A 22,160-nucleotide genomic window follows, 5' to 3' on the forward strand; every position below is an offset into this window, starting at 1 on the left:
CATGACCGTCGCACCCGTCGAACGCCGCCGTATCACCCTGCTCGGTGATGCGGGCGCCGTCGACCTCGCCGTACCGGCCGACGACCGCCTCGACGACGCGCTGCGCCGCTGGGGGCTCGTGCTCGACCCCCGCGCACAGCGGATCGTCGATCGCGACGGCCGGTCGATCGACCCGGCGACGTCGGGGGAGCAGCTCGCCGACGGCGGCGTGTACGCCGTCATCACGGTCGGCGGGCCCCGAAGCGCATCGGAGGAGCGCCGCGAGCGCCGTGCGGCCGAACGCGAGCGCACCGACCACGGTGCCAGGTGGATCCTGCTCGGGCTCGTGCCCGTGCTCGCCGTCGTCATCGTCTCGCTCGTCGCCGAGGACTCGGCGGCGCGCCTCGCGGTCGCCGCGGTGCTCGGCATCGCGTCGCTCGCGCCTGCTGTGGCGTGGGCCGTGCGCTCGGGTCGGCCCGGCGGTGCTCCGCCGATCGCGATGGCGGCGCCCCTCGCGCTCGCGGGCGTGGCCGTCGCGGCGCTCATCCCGGGCGACCTGATGTCGTCGGGGCAGTTGCGCATCACCGTCGGCGTGCTCGCTGCCGCGGTGCTCGCACTGGTGCTCGCCGTCTGCACCGCCGACGTGCCGCTTCGTGCCGCGTGGAGCACCGTCAGCGTGCTGCTCGTCGGCTTCGCCGGCGTCTGGGGCGGCGCGCTCCTGCTGCAGTTGCCCATCGGTGCCGCGGCGGCGGTCTCACTGGGCCTGGTGCCGGTGGTGCTCCGCGCGTTGCCGACGACGCTCGTGAACGTCTCCGACGGCATGTTCATCGACTACCGCCACTTCATGAGCAACCGTTGGAGCGTTCGCGGAAGCATCCCCGATTCGCCGGCGTCGATCGCGATGGCCGACGCCGAACGCGTGGTGCGCGCCTCGACGGCGCGACTGAACGCCGGCACCCTCGTGCTCGTGCTCGTGACGGTCGGCATGGCCCCGCTCGCCGCGCTGCAGCTCGTCAGCGACGATGCCCTCATCGCCGTCGGCACGATCGTGCTGTTCGTCTGCGTGGTGCTGGCACTCCTGCTCACGCCACGGCACACGACCGGACGGGCGTTGCGCTGGTTGCCGCGCGGCGCGGCGATCCTCGTGCTCCTCGTCGGGGCGGCGACGCTCGCAGCGGGCGTCGATGCCGTGACCGCGGCGGTCGTCGGGGCCGGGGTCTTCGCAGCGGGCGTCGTCGCCGCCGTGGTGAGCGTCGCGGTCGCCCGCGGGTCGTCGTCGCTCGCGTGGTCCAGGTTCGGCGATGTCGTCGAGTGGCTCGCCGTCGCCCTGGCCCTTCCCGCGGCGCTCATCGCCGCGGATTCGATCGAGCTGCTGCGTGGGATGATGTCCGGATGACGATCGGCCCTGAATTCGCCGGAACCGCGGCGGGCACGGGCCGCCGCCTCGCGGCGTTCACCATCGATGTGCTCGTGATCACCGCCGTCGGCCTCATCGTCGGGTTCTCGACCGCGAGTGCCGCGCTCGGAGCGGTGGCGCTCGTGCAGGCGGCACTCGCCCTCTGGATCCTCGAGGCGCGCACGGGCGCGACCGTCGGCAAGGCCATGCTGCGGCTGCGCACCGCGCGCGACGACCGCCCGTTCTCGCCGGGCGCGGGCCGCACGTTCGCGCGCGGGCTGATCACGGCGCTCGGGTTCGCGGTCGCGGCCGTCGGCGCCTGGGTCGTCGTCGCCTCCAGCGCATGGGATGCCTCGGGCCGGCGCCGCAGCTGGGCCGACCGAGCGGCGCAGACCGTCGTCGTCTCGGTGCCGACGCGCGCCGCGCGTGCGGCGATGCCGCAGCCCGCGGCGGTCGAGTCGTTCAGCCGTGCGGCGGCGGTGGAGCACGCGCCGGCGCCGGCCGGGGTGTCGATCATCGGGGTGCCGGCCGTGCGGCCCGCTCCGGGGCAGGTCGCCGTGCCTCCGGGCCTCATCCAGGCCGCGCCCGGCCAGGTCGTGCCTGCTTCGGCGGCCGCCGTCACCGCGGCACCGAGGCGCGCGACCGTGGCCGTCGAACCGGCGTACGCCTCCGCGGCAGAGGCCCAGGCAGCTCCGGCCGCCGGGGCCCCGGCCCAGGTCCCGGGTGCCGAAGGCGCCGAGGGGTCGCTGCTCCTCATCTTCGACACCGGGCAGCGCGAGCAGCTGCCGCTCCCGGTGGTCGTGAACCTCGGCCGCAACCCGTCGGCGAGCGAGCCGGGCGACCGCGTCGTCACGGTCCGAGACCCCGACAGCAGCGTGTCGAAGACGCATCTCCGGCTCGAGTACGCGCGGGGCCGCGCGTTCGTCACCGACGGCGGTTCGACGAACGGCACCGAGGTGCTCGGCGACGACGGTCCGGTGCGCCTCGCGCCCGGCGTGCGGACCCCCCTCGAGGACGGCGACCGGGTGCGCCTCGGCAACCGAACCCTCACGTTGAGCCTGCTGCTCGCCTCCGACCGGGAGATCCACTGATGAGCACCCCCCGCCTCGCGCCTCCTCGCGTGCCCGCCGGCAAGATCTCGGTGCAGGCTCCGCCCGAGCTCGCGCCGAGCGACGGCGGCGGCGGCATCCTCGTCTCGCTCGTGCCGATGCTCGGCAGCGTGGGCGCCATCGTGATGGTGACCATGTCAAACGCCGGGCCGACGGGGTTCCTCACGGGCGGCATGTTCCTGCTGTCGTCGCTCGGTTTCGTCGCCGTCAACGGCTGGCGCCAGCGGGCGCAGCGGCAGGCGGCCGTGCTCGGCGCCCGACGCGAGTACCTCGCCTACCTCACCGAGCTGCGCAAGACCGTGCGCACCGCAGCCCGGCAGCAGCGCCGCGCGGGCAACTGGGAGTGGCCGGCACCCGAGTCCCTGCCGTTCGTCGCCGAAGAGGGCACCCGCGTGTGGGAGCGTGCCGTCGGCGACTCCGACTTCCTGTCGGTGCGGGTCGGCGTCGCCGACCAGCCGCTCGCGCTCTCGCTCGAGGCGCCCGAGCTGCCGCCGCTCGCACAGCTCGACCCGGTGGCCGCCTCGGCGGCGCACCGGTTCATGCTCACGCACGAGATGCAGGCGAACCTGCCCGTCGGCGTCACGCTGCGCGACTACGCACGCATCGAGCTCACCGGCGACGAGGACGAGGTCCGCGGGTTGGCCAGGGCGATGGTGCTCGGCGCCGCGACGATGCACAGTCCCGAGCTCCTGCAGGTCGTGGTGCTCGCGGCCGACGAGGCGCTGCCGCAGTGGGAGTGGGCGAAGTGGCTGCCGCACACGCACTCGTCGACGGTCTTCGACGGCGTGGGGTCCGCGCGCATGATCGGCTCCTCGTTCGAGGCGCTCGAGTCGATGCTGCCCCCCGAGGTGCGCGACCGCCCGCGGTTCGCCCGCGACGGGTCGACCCCGAAGCTGCCGCACCTCGTCGTGATCGTCGACGGCGCACGGCTGCCCGAGTCGAGCCTCGTGGTCTCGAGCGACGGCACCCAGGGCGTCACGATCATCGACCTGCCGTCGCGTTGGGGCGACTTCGCCGATCACGACGCGCTCCGCGTCTCCTTCGGCAGCGCCGGGCGCGCCGAGCTCATCACGATGCAGACCGCTGCGCGCCCGTTCACGCCCGACGCCGTCGACGTCGTCACCGCCGAGGCCACGGCGCGCCGGTTGACCCCGCGGTACTCGGCGACGGCCTCGGGCCCCGCGGAGGGCGCCTCGCTCGGCAAGCAGGCCGAGCTCGTCGAACTGCTCGGCCTGCCCGACGTCCGCGATCTCGATCTGGATGCCGCGTGGGCGCCGCGTCTCGACCGCAACCGTCTGCGCATCCCCATCGGTCAGGACCAGCAGGGTGCGCCCGTCGTGCTCGACCTGAAGGAGTCGGCGCATCAGGGCATGGGCCCGCACGGCGTCATGATCGGCGCCACCGGTTCGGGCAAGTCCGAGGTGCTGCGAACCCTCGTGCTCGGCCTCGCGATGACGCACTCGCCCGAGCAGCTCAACTTCGTGCTCGTCGACTTCAAGGGCGGTGCGACCTTCGCCGGCATGGCGGGCATGCCGCACGTGTCGGCGATCATCACCAACCTCGGCGAGGAGCTCACGCTCGTCGACCGCTTCCAGGACGCGCTGCAGGGCGAGGTGACGCGCCGCCAGGAGCTGCTGCGCGCGTCGGGCAACTTCGCGAACGTGTCCGACTACGAGAAGGCCCGCCGCGGCGGGCGCACCGACCTCGCGCCCCTGCCCGCGCTGCTCATCGTCGCCGACGAGTTCTCCGAGCTGCTCGCGGCGAAGCCCGAGTTCATCGAGAGCTTCGTGAACATCGGTCGCGTCGGCCGTTCGCTGCAGGTGCACCTGCTGCTCGCCTCGCAGCGCCTCGAGGAGGGCAAGCTGCGCGGCCTCGACACCTACCTCTCGTACCGCGTCGGTCTGCGCACGTTCTCGGCCGCGGAGTCGCGTTCGATCCTCGGCGTGCCCGACGCGTACACGCTGCCGCAGCAGCCGGGTGTCGGCTTCCTGAAGAGCGACACCGAGACGATGACGCAGTTCCGTGCGGCGTACGTCTCGGGCCCGCCGCCCCGTCGTCGTGCGGCGGCGGCGAAGCGCGGAGAGGCCGCGGTCGAGGCATCCATCGAGCTCTTCACCGCGGCCCCGCAGCAGCGCGCCGTCACCGAGGAGCCCGCGCCCGACGTCGTCGTGATGCCCGCTGAGCCCGCCGAGCAGCGCAGCACCTTCGAGCTCGCCGTCGAGCTCATGAGCGGGCGCGGGCCCGAAGCCCACCGGGTGTGGCTCCCGCCCCTCGAGATCGCGCCCACGCTCGACCAGATGTTCGGCGACCTGCAGGTCGACCCGGCGCTCGGCGTCGTCTCCCCGCAGTGGCGCGCCAGCGGCCCGCTCACGGTGCCGCTCGGCCTCGTCGACGTCCCGCTCGAGCAGCGCCGCGAGGGGCTCGTCGTCTCGCTCGCCGGAGCGGGCGGACACATGGCGATCGTCGGCGCCCCCCTCTCCGGAAAATCGACCCTCGCCCGCACGCTCGTCACGGCCCTGTCGCTCGTGCACACGCCGCTCGAGGTGCAGTTCTTCGTGCTCGACTTCGGCGGCGGCACGTTCACCGGCCTCAAGGGGCTGCCGCACCTCGCGGGTCTCGCGAGCCGCTCCGAGCCCGACGTCGTGCGCCGCACGCTCGCCGAGGTCACGGGTGTGCTGAACGCCCGCGAGCGGTTCTTCCGCGATCACGGCATCGACTCGATCGACACCTACCGCCGGATGCGCGCCGAGGGCAGGGTCGACGACGGCTACGGCGACCTGTTCCTCGTCATCGACGGCTGGGGCGTGCTCCGCAGCGAGTTCGAAGCGCTCGAGCAGTCGGTGCAGCAGCTCGCCGCGCGCGGCCTCACCTTCGGCGTCCACGTCGTCATCACCGCCGCGCGGTGGATGGAGGTGCGCGCGAACCTGAAGGACCTCATCGGCACCCGTCTCGAGCTGCGCCTCGGCGACCCGTCCGATTCCGAGATCAACCGCAAGTCCGCCGCGAACGTCACCGTGCACGCCGGCCGCGGGCTCGCGCCGAGCGGACTCCAGATGCTCACGGCGCTGCCCCGCATCGACGGCGACTCCGATTCCGCGACGCTCGGCAACGGCGTCGGCGATCTCGTCGCGAAGGTGTCGGCCGCGTGGCAGGGCCCTGCCGGGCCGAAGCTGCGCCTGCTGCCCGAGCGCATCGATCTCGACACGCTGCGCGCCCTCGTGCCAGATGCGGCGAACGAGTTCGTGCTCGGCGTCGACGAGGCCGAGCTCGCGCCGTACCGCTTCGACCCGCGCGCCGACCCGCACCTGTACCTCTACGGCGACGCCGACTCGGGCAAGTCGTCGATGCTGCGTGGCGTCGCGCACGAGATCATGCGCATGCACGGGCCGAAGGAAGCGAAGATCTTCGTCGTCGACTACCGCCGTGCGCTGCTCGGCGAGATCCCCGACGAGTACCTGGGCGCCTACCTCACGGGTCACGACATGGCGATGAGCGGCATCGCCGAGCTCGCCGAGTTCTTCAAGAGCCGTCTGCCCGGCCCCGGTGTCACCCCCGAGCAGCTTCGCGCGCGTTCGTGGTGGACGGGCGCAGAGGGGTACATACTCATTGACGACTACGACCTCGTGTCGACCTCGCAGGGCAACCCGCTGGCCGTGCTCGCGCCGCTGCTCGCGCAGGCGTCGGACCTCGGGCTGCACGTCATCCTGACGCGTCGTGCCGGCGGTGCGAGCCGAGCGGCGTACGACCCGATCATCCAGCGCTTCACCGACCTCGGCGTCACCGGAATCCTGCTGAGCGGCAACCCCGAGGAGGGGCAGCTCATCGGCAAGGTCAAGGCGGAGCCCGCCGTGCCCGGCCGGGCGAAGATCATCAGCCGTGAGCGCGGCGTCGTCGCGGCCCAGCTCGCCTGGGTGCCGCCGAAGCACTGACCGCCGAAGCGCTGACCGCCGAAGCAGGGAACACCGACCGCGCCGGCGGCGTCACAGACGCCGCCGGCGCGCCGGATTCTGGCAGAATCGCGGCGTGACCGACCTCGTCATCCGCCCCGCGACCATCGCCGACGCGGGTACGCTCGCCGAACTCGCCGCCGAGACCTTCCCGCTCGCGTGCCCGCCGAGCACGACCCCCGAGGCGATCGCCGACTTCATCGAGCGCAACTTCGCACCCGAGCACTTCACGGCGTACCTCGCCGACCCCGGGCGGCGCGTCGTCGTCGCCGCACGCGGCGGCGAGGCATCCGGAGCGCTCGTCGGCTACAGCATGCTCATCGGCGGCGAACCGGGCGATGCGGATGCCGCGACCGCCGTCACCGTGCGGCCGGCGATCGAACTCAGCAAGTTCTACACGCGTGCCGGCGAGCACGGCGGCGGCATCGCCGCGCCGCTCATGGCGGCGACGCTCGACGCCGCCCGCGAGACGGGCGCCGTCGTCTGCTGGCTCGGCGTCAACGAGGAGAACGCCCGTGCGATCCGCTTCTACGAGAAGCAGGGCTTCGCGAAGGCGGGGCGCAAGCACTTCACGCTCGGCGGGCGGGTCGAGAACGACTGGGTGCTCGCGCAGCCGATCGGCTGACGTCGAACCCGAACCCGAGCCCGAGCCCGAGCCCGAGCCCGAGCCCGGGCACGGGCCCGGGCCCGAGGCATCCGCGACGGGAACGATCGCCCGTCTTCGGATCGGGGCCGCGGCGGCGCACCGTGCTCGGCCGGGCGCCGATCACGCCGTGCGGGCCGCCCGACGCGCGATCCACCACGTACCGAGCCCGGAGGCGAGGAAGATCGCGGCGAGCACCGCCCATCCGGCGAGGCCGTGCGAGACGGCGGTCGCGTTGACGACGAGCGGGGCCGCGAGCGCGCCCACCGAGTAGCCCATGCCGAACACGCCCTGGTAGGTGCCGGCGCGAACGGGGTCGGCGAGCTCGAAGCTGAGCCCCCAGCCGCCCGCCTGCGAGAGCACCTCGGCGAAGGCGTGCGCGGTGGCGGCGATCACGAGCACGGCGACCGCGAACCCGACCGGCAGGCCAGCGGCGGCCGCGTACACGAGGCACGCGCCGGCCATGAGCCAGGCGGCGATCGCGGACACGCGCCCCGCGACGCGGAGGTCGTGGGTGCCCTTCGACATCGGAACCTGGAAGATCACGACGATGACCGTGTTGAGGATGAGGAGCGCCGCGATGAGCACCTCGGGCGCGGTCGTCTCGTGGAGGATCCAGAGCGGCACGCCGAGCTCGCCGACGCCGAACTGCATGCCGAAGATCGCGCTCAGCGCCGTCAGCCACAGGTAGCGGGGGTCGCGCCACGGCGAATGCGAACGCCAGCTCGCCCGCTCGCTCGCGATCGCCTCGGCGGTCGCTGCGGCATCCACCGAGCCGGTCTCGGTGACCACCTCGGCGACGGCGACCCGCGCCGGGGCGTCGACCCGCGCGGGCAGGCGCACCAGCTGGAAGAGTCCGAGCAGGTAGAGCAGGCCCGCGCCGACGATGAGCGCCCGGTACGCCTCGGCGGTGCCGAGCGCGAGGGCGACGGCGCCGAGCCCCGAGCCCACCGCGATCGACACGTTCGTCACGGTGCGCAGCACGGCGCGGGCGTGCACCCGGCTCTCGCCGGTGAAGGCGCGCGCGATGATCGCCGACCGCGTCGAGTTCGCGCCCTGTTCGAAGAGCCCGCAGACGACGGCGATCACGAGCGCGGTGACGAAGTCGGCCGCGAAGACGTAGGCGATGAGTGCGACGCCCTCGATCGCCGTGAAGGCGATGATGAGCCGCCTCGCGCTGAATCGGTCGGTCAGCCAGCCGCCGGCGAACGACGCCACGACGCCCGCGGCGCTCGCGGCGGCGAGCACGATCGCGACCTCGCCGGGGGTCAGTCCGACGATGAGGGTGAAGTAGAGCACCGTGACGGTGAGGAAGATGCCCCGGCCGAGTCGCGAGATGAGGGTCGCGCCGACGAGGATGCGCAGGACGGGGTCGTCGACCGAGGCGACGAGGCGGGCCCACAGGCTGGGGCGGGGCGCGGCGGGCGGCGCGGCGGGCGCGGCGGGTGCGGCGGCGGGCGCGGTGGCGGCCGCCTCGGGGTGCGAGTCGACCGCGGGGGTCGTGCCGGTGTCGGGGGAGGTAGGGCTCACGAGTCAGTTCTGTCAGAGGCATCCGGGCCTGCGAAATTGATGTAGCGTTCTGCTTCATGTTGAGGTACGTGCTGAACGAGACCGACGTCGCGGCCGTCCGTTTCGGCATCTCGCCGCTCTGCGAGCTCGGCCTGTCGCTCCGATCCATCCGCGACCCTTCGCGCTTCCCGCTGCAGCTGCCGTGGCTGCGCCGCACCGAAGCCGCCCGCGCCGGACTCGACCACGAGGCGCTCGCCGCCCTCGTCGACGAACGCCTCTGGACCCCCGACTTCCTGAACCCGCGCCCGACGAGCCCGCTCACCCGCCTCGACGAGGAGATGGCGGCGCTGCGCGCGATGACGCCCGCCGAGTTCGAACGCGACCTCGTGGCCGTGCACGGGCGCGTGCCCGCGGTGTTCGCCGGCCCGCCGCGCGCGGCGATCCGCCGTCTCGCCGATGCGCTCGACGGGCTCTGGGCTGCGACCTTCGAGCCGTACTGGCCGCGGATGCGAGCCGTGCTCGAGGCCGACGTCGTGCACCGCGGCCGGCAGATCGCGCAGAACGGGCTCGCGACGATGCTCAATGGCATCTCGGCGACCGTCGACTACGAGGGCGGCGTCGTCACCGTGCGCCTCAAGGACCCGAGCGACCGGGTGCAGCCGATCGACGGACTCGGCCTCACCCTCGTGCCCACGATGTTCACGCGTCGCGGCTCTGCGCCGATCGGCGACGGCCCGCCGATGATCATGTACCCGGCTCGCGGACAGGGCGCGCTGTGGGAGGCCGAGCACGTCGCGAACCCCGCCGCCGTCGCCGCCGTGCTCGGCGAGACCCGCGCCCGGCTGCTCTCGGCGCTCGGCGACCCGGCCTCGTCGACCGAGCTGGGCGTGCGCTTCGGCGTCACCGCCTCGGCGGTCAACCAGCACCTGCGCGTGCTGCGCGACGCCGGGCTCGTCGTCTCGACCCGCTACGGGCACAGCGTGCTCTACCTGCGCAGCGAACTCGGGGCGGCCCTGCTCGCCGCGGGTCGGTAACCGGCTCAGGCGGGGTCGGGTGCGACCCGCAGCACGAGCTTGCCGCGCACATGCCCCGCCTCGATCAGGCGGTGCGCCTCGGCGCCCTCGGCGAGCGGCAGCTCGCGGTCGACGTGCACGCGCACCGCGCCGTCGTCGATGAGCCGGGTGATCACCGCGAGCGTGCGCGCGTCGGGTGAGACGACGTAGCCGGTCGAGCGGATGCCACGGGCCTCCGCCTCCTCGCGCATCGTCGGCCACGAACCGGTGGGCACCGTGACGATGAGCCCGCCCGGGCGCAGCACCTCGAGCGAGCGGGAGCCCGTGGCATCCTTCACATTGCCGATCAGGTCGATCACGACGTCCTGGTCGCGCACGACCTCCTCGAAGCGTTCGCCCGTGTAGTCGACGACCCGGTGCGCGCCGAGGCCGCGCACGAAGTCGGCGTTGCGCGCCGACGCGGTCGCCGTGACCGTCGCACCGAAATACGCCGCGAACTGCACGGCGAAATGCCCGACCCCGCCCGCGCCCGCGTGGATCAGCACCCGCTGCCCGTCGTGCACCCGAGCCGTGTCGACCACCGCGCCCCACGCCGTGAGCGCCGCGAGCGGCACCGCCGCCGCGTGCGCGAAGTCGAGGGACGCCGGCATCGGGGCGACGCTCATCGACCCCACGGGCGCGAACTCCGCGTGCGCTCCCGGCATGCGCGGCACCCGCACCATGCCGTACACCCGGTCGCCCGGCTGCAGCGGGTGCGCGGCGTACGGCACCTGCTCGACGACGCCGGCGAAATCATGCCCGAGCACCGCGGGGAACCGTTCGATCGCCGCGGAGGTGCCGCGACCCGCGCGCGTCTTCACGTCGATCGGGTTCACGCTCGACGCGATCACCCGCACGAGCACCTCGTCGCTGATCCGAAGCGGCCGCGGCACCTCAGCCAGATGCAGCTCGGCCGCATCACCCGTGCGATCGATCACGAGCGCCCGCATCGAATCCTGCGCCGCCTCACCTTGCATGCCGTGCCTCCCTCGAGAACCTCGCTCCATTGTGCCCGTCGTGGCTATGCTGCACACAGCGTCGTCGCGCACCGCGCCGTCGTCGAGCGACTCGTCGCGCGCATCCTCGCGTCGCGACCGGAAGGGTGGAGCGTTGCGTCGAGTCTTCGGAGTCCTGAGGGTCGTGGCCGCCGCCGCGATCATCGCCGCCATCGTCGGGCAGTTCGCGAAGAGCCTGTCGATGGTGCCCGACCCCGCCGCCTTCGTCGTCAACTTCTTCAGCTTCTTCACGATCCTCTCGAACGCGGTCGCGGCCGTCGTGCTGCTCGTCGGCGCCGGGTACGCCTTCCGACGGGCGAGCGACCCGCCCCTCTTCGACCTCGTCCGCGCGAGCGCCACCACCTACATGGCGACCACCCTCGTCGTCTACAACCTGCTGCTGCGCGGCATCTCGCTCGACCAGGCGACGACCCTGCCGTGGTCGAACGAGATCCTCCACGTGTGGGCGCCGCTCTACCTCGTCGTCGACTGGCTGTTCGCGCCCGGCCGAGGCCGCATCGACTGGAACCGGTTCTGGTGGATCGCCGTGTTCCCCATCGTCTGGGTGGTCTACACGATGATCCGCGGCGCGATCGTCGGCTGGTACCCGTACCCGTTCCTGAACCCCGAGGTCAGCCCCGGCGTCGGGTACGGCGGCGTCGCCGTGTACGTCATCGCGATCGCCGCGTTCATCCTGCTCGTCGGGGCGGGCGTCGTCGGAGTGAGCCGGCTCGGCGGGCGACGTGCCGGGGAGCCGGCCGGCGGCGACGCGATCGACGGCGACCGGGCCGTGACGACGACGGCCGGCTGAGCCGGCCCGGCCCCTGACGGCGGGCTCGTTCAGCCGCGCGGCGTGCGGCGCGCCTCGCTCGCCTCGAGCCAGCGCACGAGCTGCTGCTCGAGCACCGCGTTCTGCTGCGCCTGCCCGTCGTCGCGCGCCGGCAGCATCACGAGCGGCGAGCCGAGCCCCAACGCCCAGCGCTCGGCGATCGGCACGGGGTGCACCGGGTCGCGGGGTGCGGCCACGACGAGCGATCGGATGCCACGTGGCGCGAGCTGCGCGAGCTCGTCGTCGTGCGCGAACGCGCGGTTGCGCGGGATCTCGATGAGCCGCATCGCGCGTCGCGCCGCATCGGGGGAGGTGAACTGCGACAGGAGCCCCTTCGCCCCGGCAGGGGACTCGGCGGCCACCCGCTGATAGAGCTCGCGCTCGCGGAACTCGGCCGCGCCCGCCGCCCCCGCATCGATGAGCAGCTGCCCGATCACGGGGAACGCGCGGAGATTGTCGGGCAACGGGCGGTCGTCGAACGCGGGGCGTACGAACACCGCCCGGTCGATCGGCAGCAGTTCGCCGAGCGCGAGCCGGAGTGCGATCGCCGCACCCATCGAGATGCCCATCACGGTGAGGGGTTCGCCGTCGTCGATGGGGCGGCCCGTGGCCTCCTCGACCTGCGCTCGAACCGTCGCTGCCACCTCGGCCGCGAGCCGGTCGATCGCGAAATCGGCCGGTTCGCCGACCGTGAGGTAGCCGCCGTGCGCCCGCACGTCGGGCGCGATGATCAGTTCGTCGTCGCCCGCGACCTGACGCACCACGGGCGCGAGGAGTTCGAGCGGCTGCCTGCGATCGGCGCCGAGGCCGTGCAGGAGGAGAGTGGTCACGCGAGCGCCCCCGGACGGTAGACCGCCCGCGGGTCGACGGCGCCGGGATTCGGGCGGATCGCCCGCAGCAACTCGTTCGCGAGCCCCACGAGGATCTCGATCTGGTCGTCGTCGCGATCGACCCAGCGCGACTTCGGCTCGTCGTCGACGGGCACGAAATCGGCGTGCTCCTCCCAGACGACGAGGGTGCGCTCGGCACCGAGCACGTACTGCTGCCACCACACCTGGCGCAGATAGCCCCGCGGGATGCCGCGCCACGGCTTCGAGGTCGTCTTGATCTCGCACAGCTCGAGCGAGCCGTTCGCAGCGACGCCCAGACCGTCGGGGGTCGCGAGGTGCCGCCGCTCGAACTCGGAGTGGAACAGCAACGTCGACGGCGCGAGGCCGTGGGTCTGGCGCACCCACTCGGCGATGACCGGCTCGCGGGCCTTGCCGTGGTCGGTGTAGCGGCTGCCGCCGAAGCTGCGCCGGCCGCCGTGCAGCTTCTCGTGCGCGGCGGTGCGCACCGAGTCGCGGGTCGCGAGCTTGGCCGCATCGGTCGCGGTGATGCCCTGCGCGCGGGCGCGCAGCCAGGCCACGCGGTCGCCCGAGTCGGCGACGACGCGGGTCTCGTGCGGATGCCGCCGGCGCGGCTCGGGCGGCGACGCCCACGTGTCACCCTCGAGGTCGAAGAGGGCGAATGGTTCTGGCACCCTCCGAGCGTACTCGCCGCCGCCCCCGCGCGCCCGCTTTCGCGCGCCGTGGGCGCCGTACGATCGAGGTCGTGCAACGTGACCTCCGTACCGCCTCGCGCGGACCGCGCCCCGCGAGACCCGGCGACCGCGACCTCTCGAAGCCGTTGCCTGCCGCCCTCAGCTGGTGGGTGCTCGTCGGCTTCGCGGCGGCCGTGCTCGGTGCGCTCGTGCTCGAGGTGCTGCCGTGGTGGGTCGGCGCCTGGTACGGGGCGTGGTCGCTCCTCGCGTTCACCCTGTACGGGCTCGACAAGGCGGCGGCGAAGCGGGGCGCGTCGCGCGTCTCCGAGCAGACGCTGCACCTCGTCGACGTGGTCGGGGGCTGGCCGGGCGCGCTCGTCGCGCAGCAGGTGTTCCGCCACAAGACGCGCAAGCGCAGCTTCCGCCGGGTGTTCTGGGCGGGGGTCGTGCTGAACCTCGTCGTCCTCGTCGTGGTCGCCGTCTGGTTCGCGGGCCGGTAGGCGCTGGCTCCGCGGCATCCGCCGTTCGGATCATCGAACCGGGTTCAAACGCATGTCATGCGACTTCTGTTGCGACCATTAACAACTTTTGATTGACGGTGCGACAAAAGTGAGCGACAGTGTTCGGGCACGGAACTCTCGACGGTGAGACGGAAGGAAACGGCATGTGCTACGGACATGATGGACAGGGCGCGCTGCGCGCCTCGTTGGCGGAGCGGGGGCTGAGCCGGCGCGGGCTCCTCCTCGGCGCACTCGGCGCGACGGCCGCCGCGGCGACGCTCTCTGCGGGGGCGACGCCCGCGATGGCGGTCGCCGACAAGAAGCCGTGGAAGCGGGTGCCGCCCGGCAAGATCAGCCTCCAGCTGTGGACGGTGCGCGAGGCGCTCGGGGCACCGTGGGGGCCGGGCGACTACGACACCACGCTGCGCGCGATCGCCGAGCTGGGGTACCCGCGCGTCGAGCAGGCGCTCGGCTACTTCGGGCGCACCGCGGCCGAGCTGCGGGGCTTCTACGACGAGATCGGCATCCGCGCGACCTCGTCGCACGACGGCACCTCGACCGACGCGGCCGGCCTCGAGCAGAAGCTCGAGAACGCGGCGACGCTCGGACAGCGCTACCTCAACGTGCCGTACTTCGCCTCCGGTGCGCTCGCCGACTGGCAGCAGCTGGCCGACACGATGAACGCCGAGGCGCAGGCCGCCGCGGCGTACGGGATCGCCTACGGCTACCACAACCATGCGCACGAGTTCACGACCGACCTCGGCGGCGGGCTCACGCCGTGGCAGGTGCTCACCGAGCGGCTCGACCCGAAGCTCGTGCACCTGGAGGTCGACCTCTACTGGGCGGTCACGGGCGGCGTGCAGACCGGCGCCGCCGACCCGGTGCGGTTCGCGATCGACGTGATCGACGACGCCCCGCAGCTGGTGCGCCAGTTCCATGTGAAGGACCGCCACGTCGGCGGAGACATGGCCGACCTCGGCACCGGAACGATCGACTTCGGGCGCATCTTCCGGGCGCACGCCGTCGAGGAGTACATCGTCGAGAACGACACCCCCGACGTCACCCCGCTGCAGACCGCCGACGTCGGCTACGACTACCTGCGCGATCTGCGGTTCTGACCGGAGCGACCCCGCGCGACAAGCGGCCGAACGACCGAGCGCGGCGCCCCCGAGCGGGGCGCCGCGCTTCGTCGTGGGGTGTCAGGGTGCGGCGACGGCCGCGAGCGCGTCGATGCCCTCGGGGGAGAGCGCGTGGTGGATGGCGAGCATCGCGGCGCCGAGCACGGCCGCGTTCTCGGCGGCGGCCGACTGCACGATGACGAGGTGCTCGGTCGCGAGCGGCATCGACCGGGTGTACACGACCTCGCGCACGCCCGCGATGAGGTGCTCGCCCGCACGTGCCATCGAGCCGCCGATGGCGATCACCGAGGGGTTCACGAAGCTCACGCACGCGGTCAGCACCTCGCCGATGTCGCGCCCGGCCTGGCGAACCGCCTGGATGGCGTCGATGTCGCCGCGCTTGACGAGTTCGACCACATCGTTGCCGGATGCCGCGTCGATGCCCTGCTCGCGGAGCTCCCGTGCGATGGCGGGGCCGGAGGCGAGCGCCTCGAGGCATCCGCGGTTGCCGCAGTGGCAGGGCACCTCGCTGCCGCGGGCCACCCTGATGTGGCCGATGTCGCCGGCGATGCCCTGGGCGCCGCGCTGCAGCAGCCCGCCCGAGATGATGCCCGAGCCGATGCCGGTGGCGACCTTCACGAACATGAGGTGCTCGGTCTGCGGCCACGAGGTGGCCTGTTCGCCGAGGGCCATGATGTTCACGTCGTTGTCGACGAGGACAGGTACGGCGAAGTGCTGCTGCACCCAGCCGGGCACGTCGAAGCGGTCCCAGCCGGGCATGATCGGGGGGTTCACGGGGCGGCCGGTCGAGTGCTCGACGGGGCCGGGCACGCCGATGCCGATCGCGACGAGCTCGCGCGGGTCGCGGCCGAGGCTCTCGATGAGCGCGGTGCCGTGCTCGACCATCCAGCCGAGCACCGTCTCGGGGCCCTGGGCGATGTCGAGGCGCTGGGAGTGCTCGGCGAGGACGGTGCCGACGAGGTCGGTCACGGCGAGGTTCGCGTGGGAGGCGCCGAGGTCGGCGGCGAGCACGATGCGGGCCGCCGGGTTCAGGGCGAACTGCGAGGGCGGGCGGCCGCCGGTGGAGACGGCGTCGGCGACGGGGGAGACGAGGCCGATGCGCATGAGCTCGTCGACGCGCGCTGCGATCGTGGAGCGGGCGAGTCCGGTGGATTGCGCGAGCGAGGCGCGGGTGCGAGGGGCGCCGTCGCGCAGCAGTTGGAAAAGTTCGCTCGCACCTGAGGTTCCGAGCGCTGATCCGCGGCTGATGTCGACCATGCCCATGAGTAAAGCACACGGACTTCTCGAGAAGTCTGAGCGACATCATGATTCCGAACAAACAACTTTTGCCGAAGGACTAGCAAAAGGTGGATGAAGTGTGTCAGCATGTCCCCATGACAACGGACGTCACCGCACCGACCCGCACCAAGCGTGCCGGCTTCGTCGGCGGCGGCTTCATGGCCACAGTGCACTCGCGTGCGGCCAGAGCCGCCCGAGCCGAACTCGTCGGCGCCGCCTCCTCTTCTCCCGAGCGGGCCACCGCCGCAGCCGAACGACTCGGTCTCGAGACCGGGTTCGACTCGCTCGAGGCACTGCTCGCCGATCCCGGCATCGACGTCGTGCACATCTGCACCCCCAACGCGACCCACGCCGGCTTCGCCCGTGCGGCGCTCGAGGCCGGCAAGCACGTGATCTGCGAGAAGCCCCTCGCCACCACCTCGGCCGACGCCGCCGAGATCGTCGCCCTCGCCGAGGAGCGCGGCCTCGTCGCCGCGGTGCCCTTCGTCTACCGCTTCCACCCCATGGCGCGCGAGGCGCGTGCCCGCGTCGCCGCAGGCGAGACCGGCCGCCTCCTCAGCGTCAACGGCGCGTACCTCCAGGACTGGCTCGCCGCACCGAACGACGACGACTGGCGCGTCGACAGCGCGGTCGGCGGCCCCTCCCGGGCGTTCGCCGACATCGGCTCGCACCTCGTCGACCTCGTCGAGTTCGTCGCCGGCGAGCGCATCGTGCGGCTGAACGCCGCGAGCCGCACCGTCTACACCGACCGCGCCACCCACTCGGGCATCGAGACCGAAGACCTCGTCGCCCTCGTCGTCGAACTCGACTCGGGCGCGATCGGCACCCTGCTCGTCTCGCAGGTCGCCCCCGGCCACAAGAACGCCCTCACGATCGAGCTCGCGGGCACCGAGGCGAGCATCCGCTTCGAGCAGGAGCGGCCCGACACCCTGTGGCTCGGCCGCACCGAGGCATCCGCCCTCATCGAGCGCGACCCGGCGCGTCTCAGCCCCGACGCCGCCCGCCTCTCGCTCGTGCCCGCCGGCCACCCGATGGGCTATCAGGACGCGTTCAATGCTTTCGTCGCCGACGCATATGCTGCGATCGACGGCGTCGTCCCCGACGGGCTGCCGCGCTTCGCCGACGGGCTGCGCGCGGTGCGCCTCACCGAGGCGGTCCTCGCCTCGTCCGAACGTCGCGACTGGGTGGAGGTGGCCGCATGAGCGGCGAAGCAGTGCTCGTGGCCGAGGGCCTCGAGAAGTCGTTCTTCGGGGTCACCGTGCTCCGCGGCGTCGGGCTGACGCTCCGCGCGGGCGAGGTGCACGGCCTCGTCGGCGAGAACGGTGCGGGCAAGTCGACGTTCATGAAGATCCTCGCGGGGGTCTACGAGCGCGACGGCGGCAGCGTCACCCTCGGCGGTAAGGAGGTCGCGTTCACGCACCCCGTGCAGGCTGCCCAGCAGGGCCTCGCCACCGTCTTCCAGGAGTTCAACCTCCTCCCCGAGCGCACCGTCGCGCAGAACGTGTTCCTCGGGCGCGAGCCCAAGCGCCGCGGCCTCGTCGACAGGAAGGCGATGCTGGAGGAGACGCGCACCCTGCTCGCCGAGCTCGGCATCGATTCGATCGATGCGGATGCCCCGGTGCGCACCCTCACCGTCGCCGAGCAGCAGATCGTCGAGATCGTGAAGGCGCTCTCGGTCGACGCCCGGGTCATCCAGATGGACGAGCCGACCGCGGCCCTCGCCGATCACGAGGTCGAGCTCCTCTACACGATCGTTCGGCGGTTGCAGGAGCGCGGCGTCGCGATCCTCTACGTCTCGCACCGTCTGAAGGAGATCTTCGACCTCTGCGACTCGATCACCGTGCTGAAGGACGGCGCCCTCGTCTCGAGCGGCCCCGCCTCGGAGCTCGACACCGACGAGCTCGTGCGCCGCATGGTCGGCCGCCCGATCTCCGCGTACTTCCCCGAGGCCGAGCCCGGTACCGTCGTCGGCGAGCCCCGCCTCGAACTGCGCGGCGCGGGCAACGCCTACGTCGACGGCGTCGACCTCGAGCTGCGCGCCGGCGAGATCGTCGGCATCGCGGGCCTCCAGGGCTCGGGTCGCACCGAACTCGTCGAGGCCGTCTTCGGCGTCGTGCCGTTCACCCGCGGCGAGATGCGACTCGACGGAACGCCGATCAAGCTCGGCTCGGCCCGGCAGGCCGTGAAGCGGGGCGTCGCCCTCATCACCGAGGACCGCAAGGCGCAGGGCCTCGCCCTCAACCAGTCGATCACCGACAACGCGCTCCTCGTGATCCGCTCGGTGTTCGCCCGCCGTACCCGCGAGACCCGGCGCGAACTGCCCGGCGTGCTCTCCTCGCTCGAGCTCACCTCCCGCGGGCTCGACCAAGAGGTGCAGTACCTCTCGGGCGGCAACCAGCAGAAGGTCGTCCTCGCCAAGTGGCTCGCGACGAAGCCCCGCGTGGTGCTCCTCGACGAACCGACCCGCGGCATCGACGTCGGCGCGAAGGTCGCCGTCTACTCGCTCATGCGACGACTCGCGAAAGAAGGGGTCGCCATCCTCATGATCTCGTCAGAGCTGCCGGAGGTGATCGGCATGTCCGACCGCATCATCGTCATGCACGACGGCCGCGCCTCGGCCGAACTGCCCGCCCGGAGCGACGAGGCCACCATCCTCGGCGCCGCGACCGGCACACTGCGCGTCGGCGGAGAGGAACTCCGATGAGCACCACGACCCCCGCCGTGCGCCGCCCCGGTCGCCGCCGGCTCGACGCGAGCCTCATCGTCGGCATCGCACTCATCGCGGTCATCGCGATCGGCGCGATCCTCGTCGCCTCGGTCGGCCGCAACTTCTTCAGCGCCGGCAACATCCGCGACATCCTCACCGGCATGAGCGTGCTCGGCTTCGTCGCCATCGGGCAGACGCTCGTCATCCTCTGCGCCTCGCTCGACCTGTCGGTGCCGTACGTCGTGAGCCTCTCGAGCCTCATCGCGGCCGACCTCATGGCCGGCAACCCGGCGAACATCCCGTTCGCGGTGCTCGTGGTGCTCGTCGTCGCCGCCCTCATCGGCTTCGCGAACGGCCTCATCGTGACGAAGCTCAAGGTGAACGGCTTCATCGCGACGCTCGGAACGGGCCTCATCATCAAGGGGTATCTCGACTCGAACTACAAGGGCACGAGCGGCCAGGTGCCGTGGGAGTTCCAGATGATCGGTGCGACGGGCGTCGGCCCCGTGCCGGTGTCGACCCTCATCATGCTCGCGGTCGCGCTCGCCGCGGCGTTCTTCCTCGCCCGTACCCGCACCGGCAACCACATGTTCGCCGTGGGCGGCAACGAGCAGGTCGCGCGCCTCTCGGGGATCCGCACCGCGCGTCCCCTCATCGCCGCGCACGTGCTCTGCTCGATGACGGCGGCCCTCGCTGGTCTGCTGCTCGCCAGCCGACTCGGCGTCGGCAGCCCCGTCGTCGGCACCCAGGGCGGCTACGACCTGCTCTCGATCGCCGCGGTCGTGCTCGGCGGCACCCTCCTCATGGGCGGTCGCGGCTCGATCTGGGGCACCATCGGCGGCGTCGCGATCTTCGCCGTCATGGACAACGTCATGAGCGTCATGCAGGTGAACCCCTTCCTGAAGGACGTCGTCCGCGGCGTCGTCATCGTGGCCGCCGTCGCGGTGTACACGAGCCGCTCGCTCGACCGCCGCCGGCCCCGCTTCAGCACGGGGGCCGAACCGCCCTCCGGCGCGGCGAACCCCGCAGCATCCGAACCCGCCACGGCATCGAAGGGAGGCGCGGCATGAGCGCCGTGACATCCGACCGCCCAAGCGTTGGCGCCCGCCTCGCCGAACTCGGTCGCACCCTCGTCAGCCCCCGCGGCGCCGTCTTCCTGCTCCTCGCGGTGCTCCTCGTCGCGATCGCGGTGCTGAACCCCTCGTTCGCCGAGCCCGGCCAGTTCATCCGCTTCATCCAGCGCGTCGCCCCGATCGCGATCGTCGCGATCGGCCAGTACTTCGTCATCGTCGGGGGCGAGTTCGACCTCTCGATGGGGTCGGTCGTCACCGCGCAGGTCGTCATCGCCGGCAACCTCATCGGCCAGGACGAGTCGAAGTCGCTGCCGGTGCTCCTGCTCATGCTCGCGTTCGGCGCGTTCATCGGGCTCGTCAACGGCCTCATCGTCACGATGCTGAAGGTACCGAGCTTCATCGTCACCCTCGGCATGATGCTCGCCCTCCTCGGTGCGACCCTCTACTGGACGGGCGGCGCGGCGACCGGAAACCCGGCCGACGGGTTCCGCGAGATCGGCCGCGGCGGCATCCGCGACCTGCCGGTCATCGAGATCCTGCCCTGGTCGGTCGTCGTGCTCGTCGTCGTGCTCGCCGTCGCGATCTGGTTCTCGAAGCGCCCATTCGGCCGCACGATCATCGCCCTCGGCGACAACCCCACCACCGCCCGCTTCTCGGGCACGCGCAACTGGTGGGTGAAGACCTCGACGTTCATGATCTCCTCGCTCTCGGCCACGATCGCGGGCGTCCTGCTCGTCGGCTACGCCGGCGTGCACCCCTCGGTCGGACGCGGCTACGAGTTCATCGCGATCACCGCGGTCGTGCTCGGCGGCGTCGTGCTCGGCGGCGGTCGCGGCTGGGTCGTCGCCGCGGCCGCCGGCGCATTCGCCCTCGAGGCGCTCTTCACCCTGCTGAACTTCGCGGGCGTGCCCTCGACGTACCGCGACGCGGTGCAGGGCGCGATCATCATCCTCGCGGTCGCCTACTCGGCGACCACCTTCCGCTCGCGCCGCAAGGGTCGCGGCACCGCGGCCTCCGCGGATGCCACGGGGCAGACCCCGCCCGCGAGCACCGAGACTTCGCCCGAAGCGGCGACCAAGACTTCGCCGGCACCGGCGGAGGAGCGCGATGCCCCCGCATCCGCTCGCCCTGCACCCATTCCCTCGACGTCGAGGGCTGACAACGAAACCAAAGGAGGTTCGTGATGCGACGCAGGTACACGGTGGCATCCGCAATGGTCGGCGCCCTCGCGCTGCTGACGATGGCCGGCTGCACGACCGACCCCAACGTGGCAGCGCCGAGCGATGACGCCGCCGCGACCGAGGAGTCGGTCGAGTGGTTCGACCAGGAGCTCTTCGACAAGCAGGACGCCGAACGCGACGTCGTACCCGAGGGCCCCGAAGGGCAGCCCTGGCTGCAGCACATCAACGCCGAGATGGTCGACACCTCGCAGTACGCGAGCACCGGGGCGAAGAAGGCGTGCTTCGCGAACGCCTCGATCTCGAACCCGTGGCGTCAGACCGGCTGGATCACCATGAACGAACAGCTCAAGGTGCTCCAGGAGGCCGGCGCGATCAGCGAGATGGAGACCCGCGACGCGCAGGACTCCGATGACACGCAGATCGCCGACATCGACTACTTCATCAACGAGGGCAACTGCGACGTCTTCCTCATCTCGCCGAACTCCACGGCGGCGATGACCCCGGCCGTCGAGCGCGCCTGCGACACCGGCAAGCCGGTCGTCGTGTTCGACCGCGGTGTGCAGACCGACTGCCCCGTCACGTTCATCCACCCCATCGGCGGATTCGCGTGGGGCATCGACACGGCCGAGTTCCTCATCGACGAGCTCGAAGAGGGCGACAAGGTCGTGGCGCTGCGCATCCTCCCGGGTGTCGACGTGCTCGAGCAGCGCTGGGCCGCGGCCGAGAAGCTGTTCGACGAGGCCGGCATCGAGGCGGTCGACTACTTCACCGGGGCCGACCCTGCCGAGATCAAGAAGATCATCTCCGACGAGCTCGCCAAGGGCGACATCCAGGGCATCTGGATGGACGCCGGTGACGGCGCCGTCGCCGCCATCGAGGCGTTCGAGGACGCCGGCGCCGACTACCCCGTCATGACGGGTGAGGACGAGATGAGCTTCCTCCGCAAGTGGAAGGAGACCGGGCTCACGGGCCTCGCGCCGGTGTACTCGAACTTCCAGTGGCGGACGCCGCTCCTCGCGGCGCAGAAGATCTTCGCCGGTGAAGAGGTGCCGCGCGAGTGGGTGCTGCCCCAGTCGCCCATCACCGCCGAGGAGGTCGACGAGTACCTCGCCCTCAACGAGGGCATGCCCGACGGCCACTACGCGAAGTTCGGCGGCGAAGACCTGCCGGGCTACCCGACCGTCTGGGAAGACCGCATCATCCCGTAAACCGGCATCGCCGGCCGCGGTAATCGCCGGTCGAGGAGCGCCCGAGCGGAGTGAGGACGCGTCTCGAGACCCCGTACGTTGGTCTCGAGACGC

General features: G+C 72.1%; 18 protein-coding genes. 13 read left to right on the forward strand and 5 right to left on the reverse strand.

The annotated features are described in order from the left end of the window. Position 1 precedes the first annotated feature (1 nt). From ACFVTX_RS07020 to ACFVTX_RS07035, 4 genes are all read left to right on the forward strand, one after another. Positions 2–1,375, forward strand: a complete 1,374-nt coding sequence (locus tag ACFVTX_RS07020; RefSeq protein WP_386898870.1) for a hypothetical protein — start codon at positions 2–4, stop codon at positions 1,373–1,375. Next, complete coding sequence (locus ACFVTX_RS07025) at positions 1,372–2,466, forward strand: RDD family protein (RefSeq protein ID WP_386898871.1); 1,095 nt, start codon at positions 1,372–1,374, stop codon at positions 2,464–2,466. The genes ACFVTX_RS07020 and ACFVTX_RS07025 overlap by 4 nt, the downstream gene beginning before the upstream one ends. Beyond that, positions 2,466–6,413, forward strand: coding sequence for a type VII secretion protein EccCa (gene eccCa / locus ACFVTX_RS07030; RefSeq protein WP_386898872.1), 3,948 nt, complete (start codon positions 2,466–2,468; stop codon positions 6,411–6,413). The genes ACFVTX_RS07025 and eccCa overlap by 1 nt, the downstream gene beginning before the upstream one ends. A gap of 94 nt (positions 6,414–6,507) precedes the next feature. Further along, on the forward strand, positions 6,508–7,056 hold the full coding sequence (locus tag ACFVTX_RS07035) for a GNAT family N-acetyltransferase (RefSeq protein WP_386898873.1): 549 nt from the start codon (positions 6,508–6,510) through the stop codon (positions 7,054–7,056). Positions 7,057–7,197: 141 nt separating this feature from the next. On the opposite strand, the gene ACFVTX_RS07040 is transcribed toward ACFVTX_RS07035, so the two are convergent. After that, complete coding sequence (locus ACFVTX_RS07040; RefSeq protein WP_386898874.1) at positions 7,198–8,604, reverse strand: MFS transporter; 1,407 nt, start codon at positions 8,602–8,604, stop codon at positions 7,198–7,200. A gap of 56 nt (positions 8,605–8,660) precedes the next feature. On the opposite strand from ACFVTX_RS07040, the gene ACFVTX_RS07045 reads away from it, so the two are divergent. After that, positions 8,661–9,617, forward strand: a complete 957-nt coding sequence (locus ACFVTX_RS07045) for a DUF5937 family protein (protein ID WP_386898875.1) — start codon at positions 8,661–8,663, stop codon at positions 9,615–9,617. Between the two features lie 5 nt (positions 9,618–9,622). Here ACFVTX_RS07045 and ACFVTX_RS07050 read toward each other — a convergent pair whose 3' ends face one another. Next, entirely contained in the window at positions 9,623–10,612 is a 990-nt protein-coding gene (locus tag ACFVTX_RS07050; RefSeq protein ID WP_386898876.1) for an NADP-dependent oxidoreductase, read from the reverse strand. A 133-nt stretch (positions 10,613–10,745) separates the two neighbouring features. Here ACFVTX_RS07050 and ACFVTX_RS07055 point away from each other — a divergent pair, with 133 nt between their 5' ends. Beyond that, positions 10,746–11,441, forward strand: coding sequence for a Pr6Pr family membrane protein (locus ACFVTX_RS07055; protein WP_386898877.1), 696 nt, complete (start codon positions 10,746–10,748; stop codon positions 11,439–11,441). A 29-nt stretch (positions 11,442–11,470) separates the two neighbouring features. Here ACFVTX_RS07055 and ACFVTX_RS07060 read toward each other — a convergent pair whose 3' ends face one another. Continuing rightward, a complete protein-coding gene (locus ACFVTX_RS07060) occupies positions 11,471–12,289 on the reverse strand; it encodes an alpha/beta fold hydrolase (RefSeq protein ID WP_386898878.1) in 819 nt (272 codons plus the stop codon). Next, positions 12,286–12,867: a YqaJ viral recombinase family protein gene (locus tag ACFVTX_RS07065; protein ID WP_386899405.1), complete on the reverse strand. Its 582-nt coding sequence runs from the start codon at positions 12,865–12,867 to the stop codon at positions 12,286–12,288. The genes ACFVTX_RS07060 and ACFVTX_RS07065 overlap by 4 nt, the downstream gene beginning before the upstream one ends. A gap of 185 nt (positions 12,868–13,052) precedes the next feature. Between ACFVTX_RS07065 and ACFVTX_RS07070 the strand changes: the two genes are divergently transcribed. Both ACFVTX_RS07070 and ACFVTX_RS07075 read left to right on the forward strand, forming a co-directional pair. Further along, complete coding sequence (locus ACFVTX_RS07070; protein WP_386898879.1) at positions 13,053–13,481, forward strand: DUF1294 domain-containing protein; 429 nt, start codon at positions 13,053–13,055, stop codon at positions 13,479–13,481. 164 nt (positions 13,482–13,645) lie between these two features. Further along, positions 13,646–14,599 carry a sugar phosphate isomerase/epimerase family protein gene (locus tag ACFVTX_RS07075; protein ID WP_386898880.1) on the forward strand — a complete coding sequence of 318 codons (954 nt, stop codon included), beginning with the start codon at positions 13,646–13,648 and terminating at the stop codon, positions 14,597–14,599. Between the two features lie 81 nt (positions 14,600–14,680). Here the strand turns inward: ACFVTX_RS07075 and ACFVTX_RS07080 are convergent, their stop codons facing one another. After that, entirely contained in the window at positions 14,681–15,877 is a 1,197-nt protein-coding gene (locus ACFVTX_RS07080) for an ROK family protein (protein ID WP_386898881.1), read from the reverse strand. Between the two features lie 116 nt (positions 15,878–15,993). On the opposite strand from ACFVTX_RS07080, the gene ACFVTX_RS07085 reads away from it, so the two are divergent. Genes ACFVTX_RS07085 through ACFVTX_RS07105 form a run of 5 tightly spaced genes read left to right on the forward strand, consistent with a single transcriptional unit; the run spans position 15,994 to position 22,067 of the window. Next, positions 15,994–17,100, forward strand: coding sequence for a Gfo/Idh/MocA family protein (locus ACFVTX_RS07085; protein WP_386898882.1), 1,107 nt, complete (start codon positions 15,994–15,996; stop codon positions 17,098–17,100). Continuing rightward, positions 17,097–18,602, forward strand: coding sequence for a sugar ABC transporter ATP-binding protein (locus ACFVTX_RS07090; protein ID WP_386898883.1), 1,506 nt, complete (start codon positions 17,097–17,099; stop codon positions 18,600–18,602). The genes ACFVTX_RS07085 and ACFVTX_RS07090 overlap by 4 nt, the downstream gene beginning before the upstream one ends. After that, the gene (locus ACFVTX_RS07095; protein WP_386898884.1) at positions 18,599–19,675 is read left to right on the forward strand and encodes an ABC transporter permease; all 1,077 of its coding nucleotides are present in this window, start codon (positions 18,599–18,601) and stop codon (positions 19,673–19,675) included. Before ACFVTX_RS07090 ends, ACFVTX_RS07095 begins: the two co-directional genes overlap by 4 nt. After that, positions 19,672–20,862 (forward strand): ABC transporter permease, encoded by a 1,191-nt coding sequence (locus ACFVTX_RS07100; RefSeq protein WP_386898885.1) that lies wholly within the window; start codon positions 19,672–19,674, stop codon positions 20,860–20,862. Before ACFVTX_RS07095 ends, ACFVTX_RS07100 begins: the two co-directional genes overlap by 4 nt. Beyond that, positions 20,862–22,067: a substrate-binding domain-containing protein gene (locus tag ACFVTX_RS07105; RefSeq protein WP_386898886.1), complete on the forward strand. Its 1,206-nt coding sequence runs from the start codon at positions 20,862–20,864 to the stop codon at positions 22,065–22,067. The genes ACFVTX_RS07100 and ACFVTX_RS07105 overlap by 1 nt, the downstream gene beginning before the upstream one ends. Positions 22,068–22,160: the final 93 nt, after the last annotated feature.

Origin of the sequence: Agromyces sp. NPDC058136 (assembly GCF_042884375.1) — a bacterium.
GTDB lineage: Bacteria > Actinomycetota > Actinomycetes > Actinomycetales > Microbacteriaceae > Agromyces.

Coding starts and splice junctions, on each gene's coding strand:
- ACFVTX_RS07095 (WP_386898884.1), top strand. CDS start 18,599: ATGAGCACCACGACCCCCGCCGTGCGCCGCCCCGGTCGCCGCCGGCTC.
- ACFVTX_RS07085 (WP_386898882.1), top strand. CDS start 15,994: ATGACAACGGACGTCACCGCACCGACCCGCACCAAGCGTGCCGGCTTC.
- ACFVTX_RS07020 (WP_386898870.1), top strand. CDS start 2: ATGACCGTCGCACCCGTCGAACGCCGCCGTATCACCCTGCTCGGTGAT.
- ACFVTX_RS07075 (WP_386898880.1), top strand. CDS start 13,646: ATGTGCTACGGACATGATGGACAGGGCGCGCTGCGCGCCTCGTTGGCG.
- eccCa (WP_386898872.1), top strand. CDS start 2,466: ATGAGCACCCCCCGCCTCGCGCCTCCTCGCGTGCCCGCCGGCAAGATC.
- ACFVTX_RS07090 (WP_386898883.1), top strand. CDS start 17,097: ATGAGCGGCGAAGCAGTGCTCGTGGCCGAGGGCCTCGAGAAGTCGTTC.
- ACFVTX_RS07100 (WP_386898885.1), top strand. CDS start 19,672: ATGAGCGCCGTGACATCCGACCGCCCAAGCGTTGGCGCCCGCCTCGCC.
- ACFVTX_RS07080 (WP_386898881.1), bottom strand. CDS start 15,877: ATGGTCGACATCAGCCGCGGATCAGCGCTCGGAACCTCAGGTGCGAGC.
- ACFVTX_RS07025 (WP_386898871.1), top strand. CDS start 1,372: ATGACGATCGGCCCTGAATTCGCCGGAACCGCGGCGGGCACGGGCCGC.
- ACFVTX_RS07105 (WP_386898886.1), top strand. CDS start 20,862: ATGCGACGCAGGTACACGGTGGCATCCGCAATGGTCGGCGCCCTCGCG.
- ACFVTX_RS07050 (WP_386898876.1), bottom strand. CDS start 10,612: ATGCAAGGTGAGGCGGCGCAGGATTCGATGCGGGCGCTCGTGATCGAT.
- ACFVTX_RS07045 (WP_386898875.1), top strand. CDS start 8,661: ATGTTGAGGTACGTGCTGAACGAGACCGACGTCGCGGCCGTCCGTTTC.